This is a genomic window from Streptomyces sporangiiformans, assembly GCF_005768555.2.
In the GTDB taxonomy this organism is placed as follows: domain Bacteria; phylum Actinomycetota; class Actinomycetes; order Streptomycetales; family Streptomycetaceae; genus Streptomyces; species Streptomyces sporangiiformans.
Map to the genome: position 1 here is coordinate 43306 of NZ_VCHX02000117.1, position 16585 is coordinate 59890.

Here is a 16585-nt window from a genome sequence, read left to right on the forward strand (position 1 = left end):
AAATTCCGCCCCGAGCGGTGCGGGTGATCACCGAGACGGTCACCGTCCGTCGAGTCGAGCGCCGGCGGCCGGTGTCGCGGTGGGTACCGTCTCATGCCACGCCGCGCGTGCCGCAATGGCCTGCCGCCACGGCCGGATCGCCTTGGGCGGCATGCCGACCGCGAGGACGCCGGTCAGCCGGTCGCCGGTGCGATAGGCGGCCACGAACCGTCGCCCGCTCAAGTCACCGTCGACGACGGCGACTTCGTCGTGGCCTCGCAGGTAGCCGTAGGCCTGGACCCTCATGTCGTACTGGTCGGACCAGAAGTACGGCACCGGCGTGAACGGCTTGCGCGCCTCGGGGCGCAGGAGGTTGCGGGCCACGGCCATACCCTGCTCGGCGGCGTTCGTGCGGTGCTCGATGCGCATCGGCACGCCGAACAGCGCGTTGTACCAGCGGGCGACGTCCCCTGCCGCGTACACTCCCCCAGCCTTCGGCCGGGGGGACCCCCAGGCGGCCTCGCCGTACTCGTCACAGATCAGGCCGTCGCCCACGGCCAGGCCGCAGTCCACGAGCCACTCGGTGTTCGGCAGGGAGCCGACGGCGACCAACACCGCGTCGCCCTCGACCAGTTCACCGTCCGCGAGCCGCACCCCGCCCTCGGTCACCGCGGTCACCGTGACCCCGGTGCGCAGTTCCACCCCGTGGTCCAGGTGGGCCTGCGACAGCACGCGCCCGACCTGCTCGCCGACGGCGTGGGCCAGCGGCACCGGTGCCGGTTCCAGGAGGGTGACCGCACAGCCGAGACCGCGGGCCACCGCGGCTGCCTCCGCGCCGAGGAACCCGGCGCCGACCACCACCAGGCGCCGTCCCGGTGCCAGCCGGTCGCGCAAGGCCAGGGCGTCGTCCACGGTGCGCAGTACGTGCGCGCCGTCGCCGGGCAGACGGCGCGGCCGTACGCCGGTGGCCACGATCAGTCCGTCGTACGGCACCCGCGTCCCGTCGGCCAGCACCACCGTACGGTCGGCGAGTTCAAGGCCGGTCGCGGCGACGCCCAGGCGCAGGTCGAGGTCCAGACCGTCGAGGTCGGTGGAGCGGCGCAGCGGCAGCCGGTCGGTGCTCCACTCGCCGGAGAGGATCTGCTTCGAAAGCGGCGGCCGGTCGTAGGGCGCGTGCGGCTCCTCACCGATGAGGGTGAGGGCGCCGCCGTATCCCTCGCGACGCAGCGTCTCGGTCGCAGCGAGCCCGGCGGCCGAGGCGCCGACGACCACGATCCGCTTCACTCCTCCACCAGCCGGAGCGCCGCGGCCGGGCAGACCGCCACCGCTTCCCGTACCCCGTCGAGGAGTTCGTCGCCGGGCCGCTCCTCCAGCAGGATGGCGACGCCGTCCTCCTCACGCTGGTCGAACACCTCCGGGGAGGCCATGACGCACTGCCCCGCCGCCACGCATTTCGGTTCGTCCAGTTCCACACGCATGATGTGTTCCTTGCTCCTTGGTACGTTCGCCGACGCGGAAATGGGTCACCAGGTGACGGGAAGGGAGTGGACCCCGTAGGTGGTGCCGGTGTGGTCGAACTCCAACTCGTCTACGCGAGCGGCTAGTTGGAGGGTGGGGATACGACGGTAGAGGGTGCCGTAGACGACCTGGAGTTCCAGGCGGGCGAGGTTCTGGCCGAGGCACTGGTGCGGACCGTAGCCGAACGCCTGGTGCTGGCGGGCGGGCCGGCCCAGGTCCAGCCGCTCGGCCTCGGGGAAGGCCTCCGGGTCCCAGTTGGCGGCCTGGACATCGAAGATCATGCCCTCACCGGCGCGGATCGTCAGGCCACCGATCTCGATGTCCTCGAGGGCGACCCGGCGGACACCGGTCTGAAGGATGCTGAGGTAACGCAGCAGTTCGTCCACCGCGTTCCCGATCACCTTCGGGTCCTCGGTGTCGCGCAGCACGGCCAGCTGCTCGGGGTGCTGCAGCAGGGCGAGCGTGCCGAGGCTGATCATCGTGGCGGTGGTCTCGTGTCCGGCGATCAGCATGGCCACACCCATGTTGACGGCCTCGGCGTGCTCCATCTCACCGGCCTTGACCCGGCCGGCCATCTCGGACAACACGGCATCGTCCGGGTTTTCGAGCTTCTCCCGGAACAGGGTGTCGATGTACTGGCCCAGCGCGCGGCTCGCCGCCGTCGCCTCGTCCGCGGAGAGTGAGTTGTCGAGGGCGAGACCGGCGTTGCGCTGGAAGAACGCGTGGCCCTTGTACGGCACGCCGAGCAGTTCGGCGATGACCAGCGAGGGCACGGGGAGCGCCAGCGCCGTGAGCAGATCGGCCGGGTTGGGGCCGGCCAGCATGTCGTCGATCATGCCGTCGACCATCTTCTGGATGGCGGGCCGCATGGCCTCGATCCGCTTGACGAGGAACGGCCCGTTGACCGTCCGGCGCAGCCGGGTGTGCTCCGGAGCGTCGGTGTTGGTGATCAGTTTCGGGGTGTGGGGCGCGATCTGCGCCCGGTGGGCGTTGACGTGCGGAAAGCCGGGCTCACAGTCGTCGTTGCTGACGCGGGGGTCGGTGAGCAGGGCGCGCTGGTCCGCGTGACGGGTGATCAGCCAGGGCGTACCGCCGTTCCAGATCCGCACTTTGGTGATCGGTTGCTCCGCCCGCAACGGCTCCACCGCCGGAGGCGGGGCGAGCGGGCAGGCCTCTGCCCTGGGCATCGGATACGCGGGAACCGGCGCGCCCGCGTGCGCGGGACAACCGGTCAGGGTGTCGGCCATGTCTCTCCTCGGCAGTGGGGGCTCCGACGGGATCGGAGACCGGGGATACGGTGGTCGAAGGCCTCGGTGAACCCATGCAAACAGAGCGCTCTGACAGCTTCCGGTCAGTTACCTGACAGCAAGCTGACGTGAGGCAGGTCACAGGCCAGTGGCGCCGCGTCGGGCGCAGATCGGGTGGGCCGATCGTGGGCGCGGCGCGCCAACTCCCGTACTGCACAAGGAATTTCTTGTTCGAGGTCAGGCGGTCAGGGGCGCTCAGGCGGTCATCATCAGCAACATCGTCGCCATCGACCCACCCATGCCTACGTGACCGGCCAGGCGCGCGTTCGGCGCCGAGAGCGCCGAGAGCGCTGTGGGCTTCCGGTGTGCCCGGCGATGGCGTGCGCTGCCGCCGGATTCCGCGGTCTGCGGCGATCCGTCCGCGCCCCGCATCCGGGCACGTACCGCCAGGGCCATGAAGACCAGGAAGTACGCGGCCAGGACCCAGAAGGTCGCTCGCCAGGCGAGCGTGGATCCCGTGGAGGCGGCGGCTTCGGCCATGCCGTGGCCGTCCATACCCTCCATGCCTCCCATCCCGGCCATGCCCGGCATGGCTCCGTGCCCGTGCCCGTGCCCGGAGGAGCCGGCCAGTGCGAGCACGGGCCCCGACGCCGCGCCCGGCATGGCCAGGGTCATCAGCACCATGGCGGCGCTGCCGATCACCAGGTGGGCGCCGTGGTGCATGTGCCGCAGGCCTCCCTGGGTCGCACGCCGAACGGACTGGGCGACGCCCCCGACACAGAGCAGCCCGAAAACCGCTGCCCACCACACGCCGTACGTGCCGTAGAGCGCCGCTGTCGGAGGCGCGGACATCACGGCCATGCCTGCGCCCATCAACGCCTCGGCACCCGCTTCGTACCGCGCCCAGCCCGTGACCATGGCCACCCGGACAAGGTTCCCGACAGCCACCCCTGCCCCCAGTACCACCAACGTCCAGCCCAGGTACTCGCCCGTCACGTCGCCACCCTTCACGAGAACCGGTCCCCCGGCTCGCCGATCGCCGACTACTACGTACACGCTTAGTACGTAGCGTTCGGTGGTACGACTCACGACGGCGTGGCCCAGATACTCAGTGCGCTTCGGTGTGGGCGAAGAGGTGGAACTCGAAGCCGCGCCGCGCGGGCGGGAAGCAGTGGGTGCCGTACTCGACCGCACGGCCGCCCTGGTCGAATGTCGTGCGCGTCAAGGTCAGCAGGGCGAACCCTTCGGTCATGTCGAGCAATTCGCACTCCTCGGCCGTGGCGATACGCGCCCCGATCGCGTGCTGGGCGCTGTACGCGACGACTCCGGCCGCCCGCATCAGACCGTGCAGACCGACGGCGCCCAGCCGACCGTCGTACGGCCCCAACGCATCCGGAAGCAGCAGGTCGCGGGGCAGGTGGTTGCGCAGGTGGCCGATGCGCAGGCCGTCCGCGTACTGCAGCCGCTCCAGCACCGTGACCTCGGTGCCCTCCGTGATGGCGAGAGCGGCCGCCACCTCCGGCGAGGCGGGTTCGGCCCCGCAGCGCAGGACCTCGGCCTCGGGGGCACGCCCCGCCTCGCGCAGGTCCTCGTGCACGGCGGCGGCGTCCATGGTGTGCGGGGCCCGGCCGTGCGCCACCAGGGTGCCGATGCCCCGGCGGCGCACCAGTAGCCCCTGGTCCGCCAGCGACTGGATCGCCTGACGGACCGTGACGCGCGACAGGCCGGTCTCCTCCGCCATCCTGATCTCGCCGATCAGCAGGCTGCCGGGCGCCGGCTGACCGTGCTCGATGGCACGCTTCAGCTGCTCGGCAAGTTGCCGGTGGAGCGGTGTCCGGCTCGTGCGGTCCAGGACGAGGCCGGGGGGAGTGGAGCCGCGCGTGTGGACATCCAGGTGTTCATCCCGCATCGCGTCGTCCTGACGTTCGGTGCCGCACCTTCGGCCGGCTGGGGGGCGCTCCCCGCCGACGCCCCCCCCCGCGCGGTCGCTGCCGCGATGTGCGCGATCAGCTCTCGGACCGCATCTCCAGCTGGAGCTGCGCCAGTTCGGCCTCGAGGTCGGCCATGGCCTCGCCTCCGGCCATGAGGTCGGTGATCTCTTCCCGGGTGCGTTCGCCCTTGCGGAAGTCGTCGGCTTTCTGACCTCGGATGAGGACGGCGAAGTGGTCGCCGACCGTCATGGCGTGGCGGACGTTGTGGGTGACGAGAATGACCGCGACGCCCTTGGCGCGGGCCTGCATGATGATCCGCAGGACGTGGGCCGCCTCCTTGACGCCGAGGGCCGCCGTGGGCTCGTCGAGGATGAGGACGTTGGCGCCGAAGTACACGGCGCGCGCGATGGCCAGGGCCTGGCGCTCACCGCCGGACAGGCTGCCCACGAGGCGGCTGCCGTCGGTGACGCGGGTGATGCCCAGCGACTGCATCTCACGGACGGCGATCTCGCCCGCCAGCTTCTTGTCGAACAGCTTGAACGGGCCCCAGCCCTTGGTGGGTTCGGCCCCGACGAAGAAACAGCGGCCCACACCCATCAGCGGGAACGTCCCGCCGAACTGGTGCACGGTGGCGATGCCCTGGGCGCCGGCGTCGCGAGGGCTCTCGAAGACGACCGGTTCGCCGTTGACCTCGATCGTGCCGGTGGTCGGCTTGTGGAACCCGGAGAGAATCTTGATGAGGGTCGACTTGCCGGCGCCGTTGTCGCCGAGCAGGCACAACACCTTTCCGGCTTCCACCTCCAGAGAGATGTCCTGCAGCGCGTGGGTGCCGAGGAACGACTTGCTGATGCCGGTCAGGCGCAGAAGGGGTGCGGTCATGGTCAGGCCTTCTTCGCAGTGCGGGGCTTGTGGGACAGGGCGAGCCGGCGGAAGGTGTTGTTCATCAGCACCGCCGCGAGGATGAGGATGCCGAGGATCAGGGCGGCCCAGTCGGAGTTCCAACCGGTGTAGTAGATGCCCTGGTTGACGATGGCGAACGTCAGGGTTCCCAGCACGACGCCGACGACCGATCCGTACCCTCCGTGGAGCAGCACGCCGCCGATGACCACGGCGATGATGGAGTTGAAGACGAAGGCCTGGCCGTTGGCGACCTGCGCGCCGTTGTAGAGGATGGTCTGGATCACGCCGACCAGGGCGGCACAGAACCCGCTGGCCATGTACAGCGCGATCTTCACCTTGGCGACCGGGATTCCGGTGGCGCGCGCGCTCTCCTTGTCGCCGCCGATCGCGAAGATCCAGTTGCCGTACGGCATCATCTGCAGCAGCACCGTGACCAGGACGGCCACGGCGATCCACCAGAAGATCGCGACTTCGAACTGACCGCCGATCAGCTGGCCGAAGATCGTCTTCGAGGTGGGGTCGGGGGCGATGGCGACGCTCGTGGTGCCGGTCGTGACCCGTGACAGGCCGAGCGTGAGACCGGACAGAGCGAACAGGGTGGCCAGCGTGACGACCAGGGACGGGACGTTGCTTCTCGTGACGATGATCCCGTTGAGAAGTCCGGTCAGCAGCCCGAGCGCCAGCGCGAGAACGATGCCGACGATCATCGGAGCGCCCCAGTGCCCGGAGACGATGGCCAGCGTCATCGAGCTGCCCGCCAGCACCGAGCCCACGGACACGTCGAGTTCGCCTGCGATCATCAGCAGTCCGACGGGGATGGCGATGATGCCGAGCTCGGCGGCGATGTTCAGCCAGCTCGCCGTTCCTGCCCCGGCGAGGAACTTCTCACCGCCGAAGATCGCGAAGAAGACGAACACGCTCAGTGTTCCGATGAGCGCCCCGGCCTCGGGGCGATGTCGCAGTTGTCCCAGTCGGCTCTCGGCCTGCTTCGGCGGGATGACGGCGGCCTCCGCGCCGGCCGTCGTCTTGGGGAGGGAGGTTGTCATCGGTCTGGTACCACCTTCGTGGATCTCGGATGTGCCGGCCCGGCATGCGCCGGGGAGAGGTGCCGGGCCCGGGCCGGGCCCGGCACCTCTGCGCGGATCAGGGGGCTAGCGGACGCCGGCCTTCGTGCCCGCGATCGCCTCGTCGACGTTGTCCTTGGTGACCAGGAGCGGGCCGGTCAGGAGCGGGTTCTGCGGCGGGATCACGCCGTAGGACAGGTACTGGTTGGCTATCGACACCGCGTAGAAGCCCTGCAGGTACGGCTGCTGGTCGATGGCGAACAGCTGCTTTCCGTTCTTGATCCGGTCGAGCTGGCTCTGCGAGAGGTCGAAGGTGCCCAGCGTGACCTTGTCACCGGCTTTCGCCTGCTCGATCGCGGCGGCAGAGCTGTCGGCGTCCTGGACGCCGATCGTCACCAGCGCGTCGATGGTGTCGTCCTTCAGCAGCGCGCCCTTGATCGCCTGCGTGACCGCGGACGGGTTGCCGAAGTTGGAGGAGGGCAGGGGCAGTTGCTTGGACTTGGCACCCTTGCTCTTGGCCCCGTCCTTGATCCCCTTGCAGCGAGCTTCCGAGTTGGCCGCACCGGGCACGGTGTTGACGCACAGGATGTTCTTGGCGCCCTCTTCGGCGAACTTGACGCCCCCGGCCTTGCCCGCCTCGTAGTCGTCCGACCCGATGTACTTCAGTGAACCCGTTCGCTCGGCAGCCTCGACACCACCCGCGTTGTAGACGAACACGGGCACGCCCTTCTTCACGGCCTGCTTGATCGCGTCGTCCTGGTTCTCGGGAACCCAGTCCGGCACCACGATCGCCGACGGGTTCTGCGACAGCGCGGTGAGTGTCAGCTTGGCCGCGTCCGGGCCGAGGTTGTCGTAGGTCTTCGGGCCCAGGAAGGTCACGGAGCCGCCGCCCGCCTTCACCAGCTTCCCCGCGTCCTCGCCGCCCCGCTTGATCGCGGACCAGAACGGGTCGTCGGGCTTTCCACCGATGACGTAGATGGCGTTCTTGCCGCTCTTCGCGGCGGACGTCGATCCACCCTCGCTCGCCGTCGCCTTCGCCGTGTCGCCTGTGGCCTTGCCGCTACTGCACCCGGTCAGCGCGGCCGCCGCCGCGGCGAGCACGCTCACCGCGGCCAGGGCTCTTCTGGAGAGGCGACGGCCGCCCAGCGGCCGTCCGATCTGAGTGCGTTCCATGTGCGGGGTACTCCTTCATGTGAAACCGGGCGCGGGCGTGGGGCGAGGCCTGGAGGACAACTGGCTGTTCTGCGGCGGTTTGTCCCGCATGCGGCAAGGCGGTCCTGGAAGCGCGCGGGACGACGGGAGACGGGGCGCCGCCGACCCGGATGGGGTCGGGCGGCGTCGAGGCAGGTGGCACCCGATCCGGAACCGGCACAAGTGCCGGCGCGGGTCCAGGTCCGGGCGGGGCGAGGGATGGATGATCACGGGGCTGGGACGACGACGCCGGCAGTTCGGCGACCGCCTTCCGGGATGCCGGCCGTCCGCAGCTCAGTGATCTTTTAAAGCGCTTTAGGCGGTGCGCAGAGCATGCTTCTGTTTCCGGGAGGTGTCAAGGCTTTGTGATGACATTTGAACCTGCTCGCCGACCGGCAGACGGGGCGAGCCGCCGGTCGGGAACACACGCGCGGAGGGCGGGGCGGTGCGGACGGCTGACAGCGGACAGCGGACAGCCGACAGCAAAAGACAGCGCACGGCGGCGCGGTCAGGAGACCGCTGCCGTGGTCCCCCGGGCGATCAGCCGGGGGGCGAGGACGATCTCACGGAACGCGGTGCGGCCCCCATCGAGGCGTTCGACGGCGGCCGTCACAGCATGGCGAGCCTGCTCCTCCGCGTTCTGGCTGACCGTGGTGAGGTCGAAACACCCCAGCCGGGACAGCGTGTCGTCGTCGTAGCCGGCCACGGACACGGCACCCGGGACGGCGATCCCGGCCCGCCCGAGAGCGGCGAGCAGGCCGATGGCCGACTGGTCGTTGTAGGCCACTACGGCGGTCGGCAGGTCGCCGCTGCCGAGAAGGCGCCGTGCGGCCGTTTCGCCGGCCTTCTCGGTGGAGTCGCCGCGGAGGACCCTGATGTGCGCTTCCAGCCCGTTGTGACGCATCGCGGCGCGGTAGCCACAGCGCCGGTCAGTGGCGATGACGTCCTTGCCGCCGTCGACGTAGGCGATCGACCGGTGACCGAGACCGGCCAGGTGGTCGACGATCTGACCCACTCCGTCCTCGTCCGCGGTGCGCACGACATCCACGTCGACGGAGGCGACCCGGCGGCCCACGGCGATGACGGGAGTCGTCCGGCCGAGGGCGGTGAGTGCGGCCGCGGGGGCGGTGGGACCGAGGAGGATCAGCGCCTCGCTGCGGAAGGCGAGGAGCGTCTCGACGGCGGTTTGCTCGCCACGAGTGCGAGTCTGGGTGCTCAGGACGAGGTCGTAGCCGACCTGTTGGGCGGCCGTGTGCAGGTGCTCGACCAGCTCGGCGTGAAAGGGGCTGTGGATGTCGACCATGACACCGAGCAGCCGACTGCGCCGACGTGCCAGCAGGCTGGCGTTGCGGTCGGGGCGGTATCCGAGGGCGTCTGCCGCCTTCAGCACCCGGTCGCGGGTTCTCTCGCTGGGACCCGGCACGCCGCGCAGGACCAGGGAGACCGATGCCGTCGACAAGCCCACGCGGGCTGCCACGTCCTCCAGGCGGGGACGCGGAGTCGTACCGTTGCCGCGCGCCCGGGCTGAGCCTGACTCATCCACACACCCTCCCCGGTGAACGTTCGCAACACCCTTGACGCACCCCCGCGGCGGCGCTCACAGTACCAGCATCTAAAGCGCTTTAAGCTGCGTCGTCGCTGGTCGCTGCCCAGACCGCGCCGTGCGCGGCGTACGGTCGCGACCTCGTCCCGATCCTGGAGGTGCCCGCAGACGCACCGGGCGCGGATGGCAGGCGGCACGGGCACGCTGTTGCCTGCCGAAGCCGCGCGGGGAGGCGAACCGGGCGTCAAGGCATACGCCCCTCCCCTCCCCCGGTGGGCTGTTCACCGGTGAGCCAGCGCAGGGCGAACCAGAGTTCCATCCGGACGTCGAGATCCTCAAAATCCACGTCGAGCAGTTCGGCCGACTTGGCGATGCGTCGGCGCACGGTGTTGCGATGGATCTCGAGAGCGGCTGCGGTGCGGTCCCAGTTGCCGTGGTGCGCAAGCCAGGTGCGCAGGGTCTCCAGCAGAACGACGGGGCCGGGCGCGGAGGCTTCGGTGAGAGGGGCGAAGCGGGCCTGCGCGAGCGCGACGGCATCGCCCGCGCTGACCAGGGAGTGCATGGTCAGGTCCTGGGTGCGGTGCCGTGCCAGGGACGAGCCCGTGGCGACGGCATGGCGCAGCATGCGATCGGCCTGCCTGTCGGCGATCGCGAGGTCGGCGGCGGCGACGGGTGAGCTGATGCCGAGGGTCCAGCCGAGTCGGACGGCCGGGTCGAGATCGGGCGGTGCGGAAGCGGGGGCGCTCGGGATCAGTGCGCGCAGAGTGGTGCCGTCGATGTCGAGGTAGGGAGTGCCCAGGGCGGTGCCGAGGGCAGCCAGTTGCACAGGGCCCCCACCGGGACGCACCGTTGCCCCGGGGCCCGGCCCCGCGAGGCGGCCGTGGACCACGACCCAGCTGTCCTGCCGTGCGGCCGACGACAGGAGCGGGGCCACGTCGACCGGGTCCTGACCGAGCATCAGGCGGACCAGCGCCGCGGACGCGAGGGTGTCGGTGCCCAGGGCGTGCCGGGGAGTGGTGAGCAGCGACAGCAGGACGAGAGCGGTGCCGATCACGGACCGGTGCACGGCGGTGGGCGCCACGGCGGCCGCGACGCCGAGAACGAACGGGCCGTCGGCGGTCTGTGCGGGGAGGGTGTGCACCGTGAGGTGGACCTCGGCGTTGTGCTCGGCCGCTGCTGTAGGCGGCTGCGGCCGTCCGTCGGCGGAGCGGGACCGCACGCGGGCCGTGGTGCGCGCGGCGAGTGCGCGCACCTGATCCGCGGCGGATGCGCTCGGCCTGGTGCCGGCGGCGAGGAGTTCATTGCCGAGCGGATCGAGCAGGACGGTCCAGGCGCCGAGCCGTGCGGCGAGTTGGTGCAGAACGGCTTTCAGCGCGTCGGTGCGGGCCGCAGCCGTGGCGAGGGCCCCCTGGGCCTCGGAGATCTGGCGCAGTTCCTGGTGCCGGGCCTCGGCCATGGCCGCGTGGGCGGCATGGTTCACGGCGACGAACGGCGTCTCGGGCGGGATCCGCAGCAAGGGCAGTCCGTGCCGGTCGCAGGCTCGAATCAGGGCGGGCGGGACCTCGTCGTGCACGGGGGCCACACCGAAGCCGAGCGCCGCGATGTCCGCCTGGACGACGCGCCGTACGTAGGCGTCGATGCCGTCGGCGGTCTTCGGAAGGCGGACGCCGGCGATGAGCAGGAGTTCACTTCCGAGCAAGTACGGGGCGGGGTCTTCCAGTTCCGTGGTGCCGATCGTCCCGACGAGGCGGTCCTCTCGGGGCCCGGCGACCTGCCGCATCCCCAAGCCGGCGTCGGCGAGCAGAGTGCTCAGCGGGATCGCCGGGGTGCCCGGCGCGGATGGGGTGGGGGTGGGAATTGGGGTGGTCGGCGGCATGTGCGGTTCCTCGGAATCGTCGTGCACCACCGGCGGGTTGATTCATCCCTCGGCAGTCAGGATATGAGACGAATGCGCCACTGTGGTGTCAAGTCCCCGGCGGCCTACGGTTGTCGGACTCCCACCGGACACCGGGCACACACCGTTCCACACCGGCACCACCGTCCCCCCACGTCCCCCCACGTCCCCCACCGTGGTCCAGCCCGGCTGTCGCCCCTGAGCAGCAAAGCCGCCGCCCTACCCGGCCTGCGCGCAGCCGCTCCCTGACTCGAGCATCCCGGTACCGCGTTCCCCGACGCGGGCCGCCAACGACCGGAGGACGTCATGGGCGTCGACTACGTAGTGATCATCGGATATCTGCTCGGCATCGTCGCCGTCGGGTGGTGGGGCAAGAGACGCGCCCGTTCCACCAGCGACTTCCTCGTCGCCGGACGGCGCCTCGGCCCGGCCATGTACTCCGGCACCATGGCCGCCGTGGTCATCGGTGGCGCCTCCACCATCGGCGGTGTACGCCTCGGCTACACCTACGGCCTGTCCGGCGCCTGGATGGTCTTCACCATCGGCTTCGGACTGCTGGCACTGAGCGTCTGCTTCTCCGCCCGCATCGCCCGGCTGCGGGTCTACACCGTCGCCGACATGCTGTCCCTTCGCTACGGCGACTCGGCCAGCGTCATCTCCGGCCTGGTGATGTGGATTTACACCCTGATGCTCGCCGTCACCTCCACCATCGCCTACGCCACCGTCTTCGACGTCCTCTTCGACGTGCCTCGCTGGGCCGCCGTCGTCATCGGCGGCACGATCGTGGTCGGTTACTCGGCCCTCGGCGGCATGTGGTCGATCACCCTCACCGACATGGTGCAGTTCGTGGTCAAGAGCATCGGCGTTCTCGTGGTGTTGCTGCCGGTCGCGGTAGTCAAGGCCGGCGGTTTCTCCGAGCTGTCCGCCCAACTCCCCGACAGCTACCTGTCGTTCGGATCCATCGGCGCCGAGAGCATCTTCACCTACGTGCTGATCTACACCTTCGGCATGCTGATCGGCCAGGACATCTGGCAGCGCGTCTTCACCGCCCGCAGCGACAGGGTCGCTTCCTGGGGCGGCACCGTCGCCGGCCTGTACTGCCTGTTCTACGCACTGGCCGGCGCCGTGATCGGCATGGCCACCAAGGTCCTCCACCCCCACCTCGCCGACGCGGACAGCGCCTTCGCGACCATCGTCGAGAGCGCCCTGCCGACCGGCGTGAAGGGCCTGGTTCTGGCCGCCGCCCTGTCCGCGATGATGTCCACCGCCAGTGGCGCCCTGATCGCCTCCGCCACCGTGGCCAACAACGACATCTGGCACCGAGTGCGTGCCCTCGGCGGACGAACCGTCCACCGGCAACCCGGCGAGGACCACGACGAGATCGCCTCCAACCGGATTGCCATCATCATCCTCGGCGCGGTGTCCATCGCTCTCGCCTGCCTGCTCGACGACGTCCTCGCAGCCCTCACGGTCGCCTACAACCTGCTGGTCGGCGGCCTGTTGGTGCCCATCCTCGGCGGTCTGCTCTGGAAGCGCGGCAACTTGCCCGGGGCTCTCGCGGCCATGACCGCCGGCAGCGTCACCGTCATCGCCCTGATGGCCACCGAGGGCATGCTCGCCAACGAGCCCATCTACTACGGCCTCGCCACCAGCCTGGTCGCCTACGCCGCGGTCAGCCTCTCCACCCGGCCCACCGATTCACGCGTCCTCGACCAGTGGCGCCGCCGCCTCGCCGGACAGGCCACCGATCCCGACAGCGGCCAAGCCGCGCAGCCCACGACGGCATCAACTTCCCTCTGACGCTTCGACAGCTGACGCTTCGACAGGAGTTAGGTTTCATGGCCACCAACGCCACACCCGCTGAGACCGCCTCGCCCACCGCCGCAGCCACGTCCATGCCCACCGGACAACAGGCCCACAGCGAGGAAGAACGGCGTCTGCGGAGCGAACTGGCCGCCGTCTACCGGCTCGTGGCGCACTTCCGCATGACCGACCTGATCTTCACCCACATCTCGCTGCGGCTGCCTGGTCCCGACCACCACTTCCTCATCAATCCCTACGGGCTGCTCTTCGAGGAGATCACCGCGTCCAGCCTCGTCAAGATCGACCTTCACGGCAACCCCGTCGAGCCGACCCCGCACCCGGTCAACCCCGCCGGATTCGTCATCCACAGCGCGATCCACGCCGCCCGGCCCGACGCCCACTGCGTGCTGCACACCCACACCAGGGCCGGCTGCGCCGTCGCCGCGCAGCGGGACGGACTGCTGCCGGTCAACCAGATGTCCATGGAGTTCCACCAGCGAATCGGCTACCACGACTACGAGGGCGTCGCCCTCAACCTCGACGAGCAGCAGCGCCTTGTCGCCGACATCGGCGACCACCCCGCGCTCATCCTGCGCAACCACGGCCTGCTCACCGTCGGCGAGACCGCCGCCGAGGCGTTCCTGCGCATGTACTACCTGGAGAAGGCCTGCGAGATCCAGGTCACCGCCCAGGCCGGCAACACCCCCCTCACCCTGCCGCCCGCCGACGTACGCGAGCAAACCGCCCGCCAACTGCGCGGCGAGGAACACGGTTCCGACCTCCAGGACCGTCAGGCCTACGACCTGGCCTGGCAGGCCCTGCTCCGCCTGCTGGAACGCATCGCCCCCGACTACGCAGACTGATCGCCTCCACGCCACCGGCTCCGGGCGGACACGGACACGACGCCGAGCGCCTGCGCGTCGCCGGCCGCGAAGACGGCCGTGGGCGGATCGTCGGAGCGCAGGATCCGCAGGCCGGCGAGGGTCCTCGTCGGCCGGCGTCGAGATCACGATGATCAGCCGGCGCGGCTTCTACCGGGAGGCCCGTTCGCCTCTACCGATCGATAGAGAGCATCCGCGGGGAGCGGGGGCTCGGGGGACGGTGTGGGAGACGGCGTGAGCAGGGATGAGGTGCCCGTCCGACGCCGCCCCGCGCAGGCGGGGCGGTGGCGTTCATGCCACCGCCCCGCCGCGCCGAAGTCCCCGGTGGACACGGGCCGGAGGGCAGCTACCTGGACCGGGTAACCGAGGCGGCCGACGCGTGAACGGGGCTACGGGTCACCGCGCCCTGCGCTCCCACCACGCGGCCGAGGCGTCGCGCAGGGTGTTGGTGCCGCAGTGCACCTCGCCCATGCCGAGGTGGTACGTGTACCAGTCGTCGATGTACGACACCTTCAGGCCGACTCGCCTGTATACGGCGGTGACAGCCTCGGTGAAGATGTCCTTGCCGGCGACGACGGGGCCCCACTGGCGCGGGGCGAGGTAACGGTCGCGGGAGAGCAGGATGCCATTGACGGCGCCGGGGACGTACGCACTGGTCTTGACGGTCGGGGCGGCAGGAGCGCTCGCGTCGCCGGCGAGCCACTTCTGCTGACCGTGCTTCTCGAGCGTGTCCACGAGGGGCGTGGTGCCGCCCATGCGTGTCAGGCGCGGCACGGAGATGCCTTCTCCGCCTTCCACCGGCTCGGTGTCGCGAACGTACAAGGCAGGCACCCGCACGATCTCGTCGTCGGTGACGCCCGTCTCGCGCTTGAGTATGTCCAGGTTGGCCGCGATGCGCTCGGCCGCCATGGCGTTGTCGGCCACCAGATGCCGGTTGGCGAGGGCCTCGTCGATGGTCTCCTTCGGCGCCGGCATGCCCTGGCGGCGCGGAACCGAGAACATCTTGGTCCCGCCGTGGCCGTCTCGCTTGGCATCACGCAGCAGCCGCAGCCCGGCCTCGGGGTCGGCGACACCGATCCGCCAGCCGCGCGGGGTGTCGGCGGGCAGGAACTGCACGAACTCATCGACATGACCGACGCCCAGCCACGAGGTGTCCAGCAGCAGCGGATCCTGCAGGCCCTGGGACTTCAACAGCGTGCGCATCGCCTTCGACGGCCGCGCGCCGCTGTCCTTGCGGTAGCCCATGATGATCCGCCCGGCCGGGAACGAGCGGCCGCCGTGGGCGTAAGGCGGGACGGTCTCCAGGTTTCCCATGGAGTTGAGCGACCAGTCGTCCGGCCGGCCCCGGTCGAAGGCCTGCACGACGCCGATGTCCCGGCCGCGCACCTTCTCGAACAGCTCCCGGCCCGCCTCACGGTCAGACTGGGCCGAGCGCAGCATCACGCGCATCACCTGTTGACGCCCGCCCGGTCCGGTCATGCTGACGTAGGCCGGCTCGACGAAGTCCTGCGCCCAGATGTCCTCGTACTTGTCGAAGGTCACGAGCGGCTTGGTGATACCGGCGCCCTTGGCCTCCTTCTCCAGTTCCCTGACGAACTTCCGCTGCAGTCCGCCCCATTCGCCTTCGCCGCGCACTTTGGTGACCATCAACTGCTGGGTGTTCTGCAGATGGTGGTGGGTGAGGAGAGGAGCGACCCGCAGCGTGACCCTGTCGGACGTGGTCCGGCCGGCGGATGTCACGCTCAGGCGGATCACCGCCCGGCCGTCCCATTTCGCGCTGTCGCGGATCACATCGGTGGCTTCGACACCGAACTCCGCGCCGGAACGCAACTCGGCGGAGGACAGCCGGGTCCGGGAGGTGACCAGGACCCACCTTCCGGAACGCTTGACGAAGACCCGGGTGTGCTTGGCCCCCGCTGTGACCTGCACGCTGCCCTTGGCCCCGGACGGCAGGCCCCGCATCGGTACGGAGCGTACCCGGGCCAGGTCGGCGGCGTCGGCACGGCCGTTGACCTTGGTGTCGGAGGCGTCGTTGCAGGCGGCCAGCTTGGCGATGGACAGCGGTCTGCCACCGGGGCCGGTGACCGGGCAGCGCTTGGTGTCGTCGTCGGTGTTGGGCAGGTAGACCGCTCCACGCCCGGCGGACCAGCTGTCCTCACCGGCCGTGTCGGTACCGCCGGTGAAGTCGACCCGGCCGTCACGGTTCACGTCCGCACGGAGGTCGGCCGACGAGGACGATTCCACCGCGGAGGCGGGTGAGAGCGGTGCAGCCAGAACGGATCCGGCTGCGGCGAGGGCGAGGGCGAGGGCGAGGGCGACGGGTCCCGCGGAGTTCGTACGTAGACGCGTACGTGTGCGCACTGCGCGTCCCTTCTCAGGTGGGGGGTGTGACGCCGTGCAAGAGGAGGAACGAGAGTTGTGCGTTCACTGGGGGGCGCGAGGTTCATACCTGGGTCTGTCGGCATCTCCCGTAAGGATCAGAGCGGACCAGACCCTGAGAGGTTTCGGGAGCGACGCTGATGCGGTGCAGAGCGGCTCCCGTTGCTCGCGAAAAAGGCCAGTCCAGACGCCCACGCCATCGAGGGACGACGTTTCCGCAGGTCAGAGGGGGAATCCCTCGATCTGGTGCGGTAT

13 protein-coding genes are annotated in these 16585 nt (G+C 70.1%); 2 read left to right on the top strand and 11 right to left on the bottom strand.

The annotated features are described in order from the left end of the window. Window positions 1-39 precede the first annotated feature (39 nt). The 10 genes from FGD71_RS14690 to FGD71_RS14735 all read right to left on the bottom strand — a co-directional run bounded on the left by FGD71_RS14690 (window position 40) and on the right by FGD71_RS14735 (window position 11249). Complete coding sequence (locus tag FGD71_RS14690; protein WP_181359205.1) at window positions 40-1263, bottom strand: NAD(P)/FAD-dependent oxidoreductase; 1224 nt, start codon at window positions 1261-1263, stop codon at window positions 40-42. Then, on the bottom strand, window positions 1260-1457 hold the full coding sequence (locus tag FGD71_RS14695; protein WP_119100893.1) for a ferredoxin: 198 nt from the start codon (window positions 1455-1457) through the stop codon (window positions 1260-1262). The genes FGD71_RS14690 and FGD71_RS14695 overlap by 4 nt, the downstream gene beginning before the upstream one ends. A gap of 45 nt (window positions 1458-1502) precedes the next feature. Continuing rightward, window positions 1503-2744: a cytochrome P450 gene (locus FGD71_RS14700; protein WP_119100894.1), complete on the bottom strand. Its 1242-nt coding sequence runs from the start codon at window positions 2742-2744 to the stop codon at window positions 1503-1505. Between the two features lie 255 nt (window positions 2745-2999). Beyond that, window positions 3000-3740, bottom strand: a complete 741-nt coding sequence (locus tag FGD71_RS14705) for a DUF5134 domain-containing protein (RefSeq protein WP_140935894.1) — start codon at window positions 3738-3740, stop codon at window positions 3000-3002. A 112-nt stretch (window positions 3741-3852) separates the two neighbouring features. Beyond that, the gene (locus tag FGD71_RS14710) at window positions 3853-4653 is read right to left on the bottom strand and encodes a GntR family transcriptional regulator (RefSeq protein WP_119100896.1); all 801 of its coding nucleotides are present in this window, start codon (window positions 4651-4653) and stop codon (window positions 3853-3855) included. 97 nt (window positions 4654-4750) lie between these two features. After that, on the bottom strand, window positions 4751-5554 hold the full coding sequence (locus FGD71_RS14715) for an ATP-binding cassette domain-containing protein (RefSeq protein WP_119100897.1): 804 nt from the start codon (window positions 5552-5554) through the stop codon (window positions 4751-4753). 2 nt (window positions 5555-5556) lie between these two features. Further along, window positions 5557-6621 (bottom strand): ABC transporter permease, encoded by a 1065-nt coding sequence (locus tag FGD71_RS14720; RefSeq protein WP_119100898.1) that lies wholly within the window; start codon window positions 6619-6621, stop codon window positions 5557-5559. A 105-nt stretch (window positions 6622-6726) separates the two neighbouring features. Continuing rightward, complete coding sequence (locus tag FGD71_RS14725; protein ID WP_119100899.1) at window positions 6727-7812, bottom strand: sugar ABC transporter substrate-binding protein; 1086 nt, start codon at window positions 7810-7812, stop codon at window positions 6727-6729. A gap of 526 nt (window positions 7813-8338) precedes the next feature. After that, on the bottom strand, window positions 8339-9373 hold the full coding sequence (locus tag FGD71_RS14730) for a LacI family DNA-binding transcriptional regulator (protein ID WP_119100900.1): 1035 nt from the start codon (window positions 9371-9373) through the stop codon (window positions 8339-8341). A 244-nt stretch (window positions 9374-9617) separates the two neighbouring features. Beyond that, a complete protein-coding gene (locus FGD71_RS14735; RefSeq protein ID WP_119100962.1) occupies window positions 9618-11249 on the bottom strand; it encodes a PucR family transcriptional regulator in 1632 nt (543 codons plus the stop codon). Between the two features lie 324 nt (window positions 11250-11573). On the opposite strand from FGD71_RS14735, the gene FGD71_RS14740 reads away from it, so the two are divergent. Both FGD71_RS14740 and FGD71_RS14745 read left to right on the top strand, forming a co-directional pair. Further along, window positions 11574-13067: a sodium:solute symporter family protein gene (locus FGD71_RS14740; RefSeq protein WP_119100901.1), complete on the top strand. Its 1494-nt coding sequence runs from the start codon at window positions 11574-11576 to the stop codon at window positions 13065-13067. Between the two features lie 95 nt (window positions 13068-13162). Then, window positions 13163-13933 (top strand): class II aldolase/adducin family protein, encoded by a 771-nt coding sequence (locus FGD71_RS14745; protein WP_119100963.1) that lies wholly within the window; start codon window positions 13163-13165, stop codon window positions 13931-13933. A gap of 414 nt (window positions 13934-14347) precedes the next feature. Here the strand turns inward: FGD71_RS14745 and FGD71_RS14750 are convergent, their stop codons facing one another. Further along, window positions 14348-16312 (bottom strand): protein-arginine deiminase domain-containing protein, encoded by a 1965-nt coding sequence (locus FGD71_RS14750; RefSeq protein WP_119100902.1) that lies wholly within the window; start codon window positions 16310-16312, stop codon window positions 14348-14350. Window positions 16313-16585: the final 273 nt, after the last annotated feature.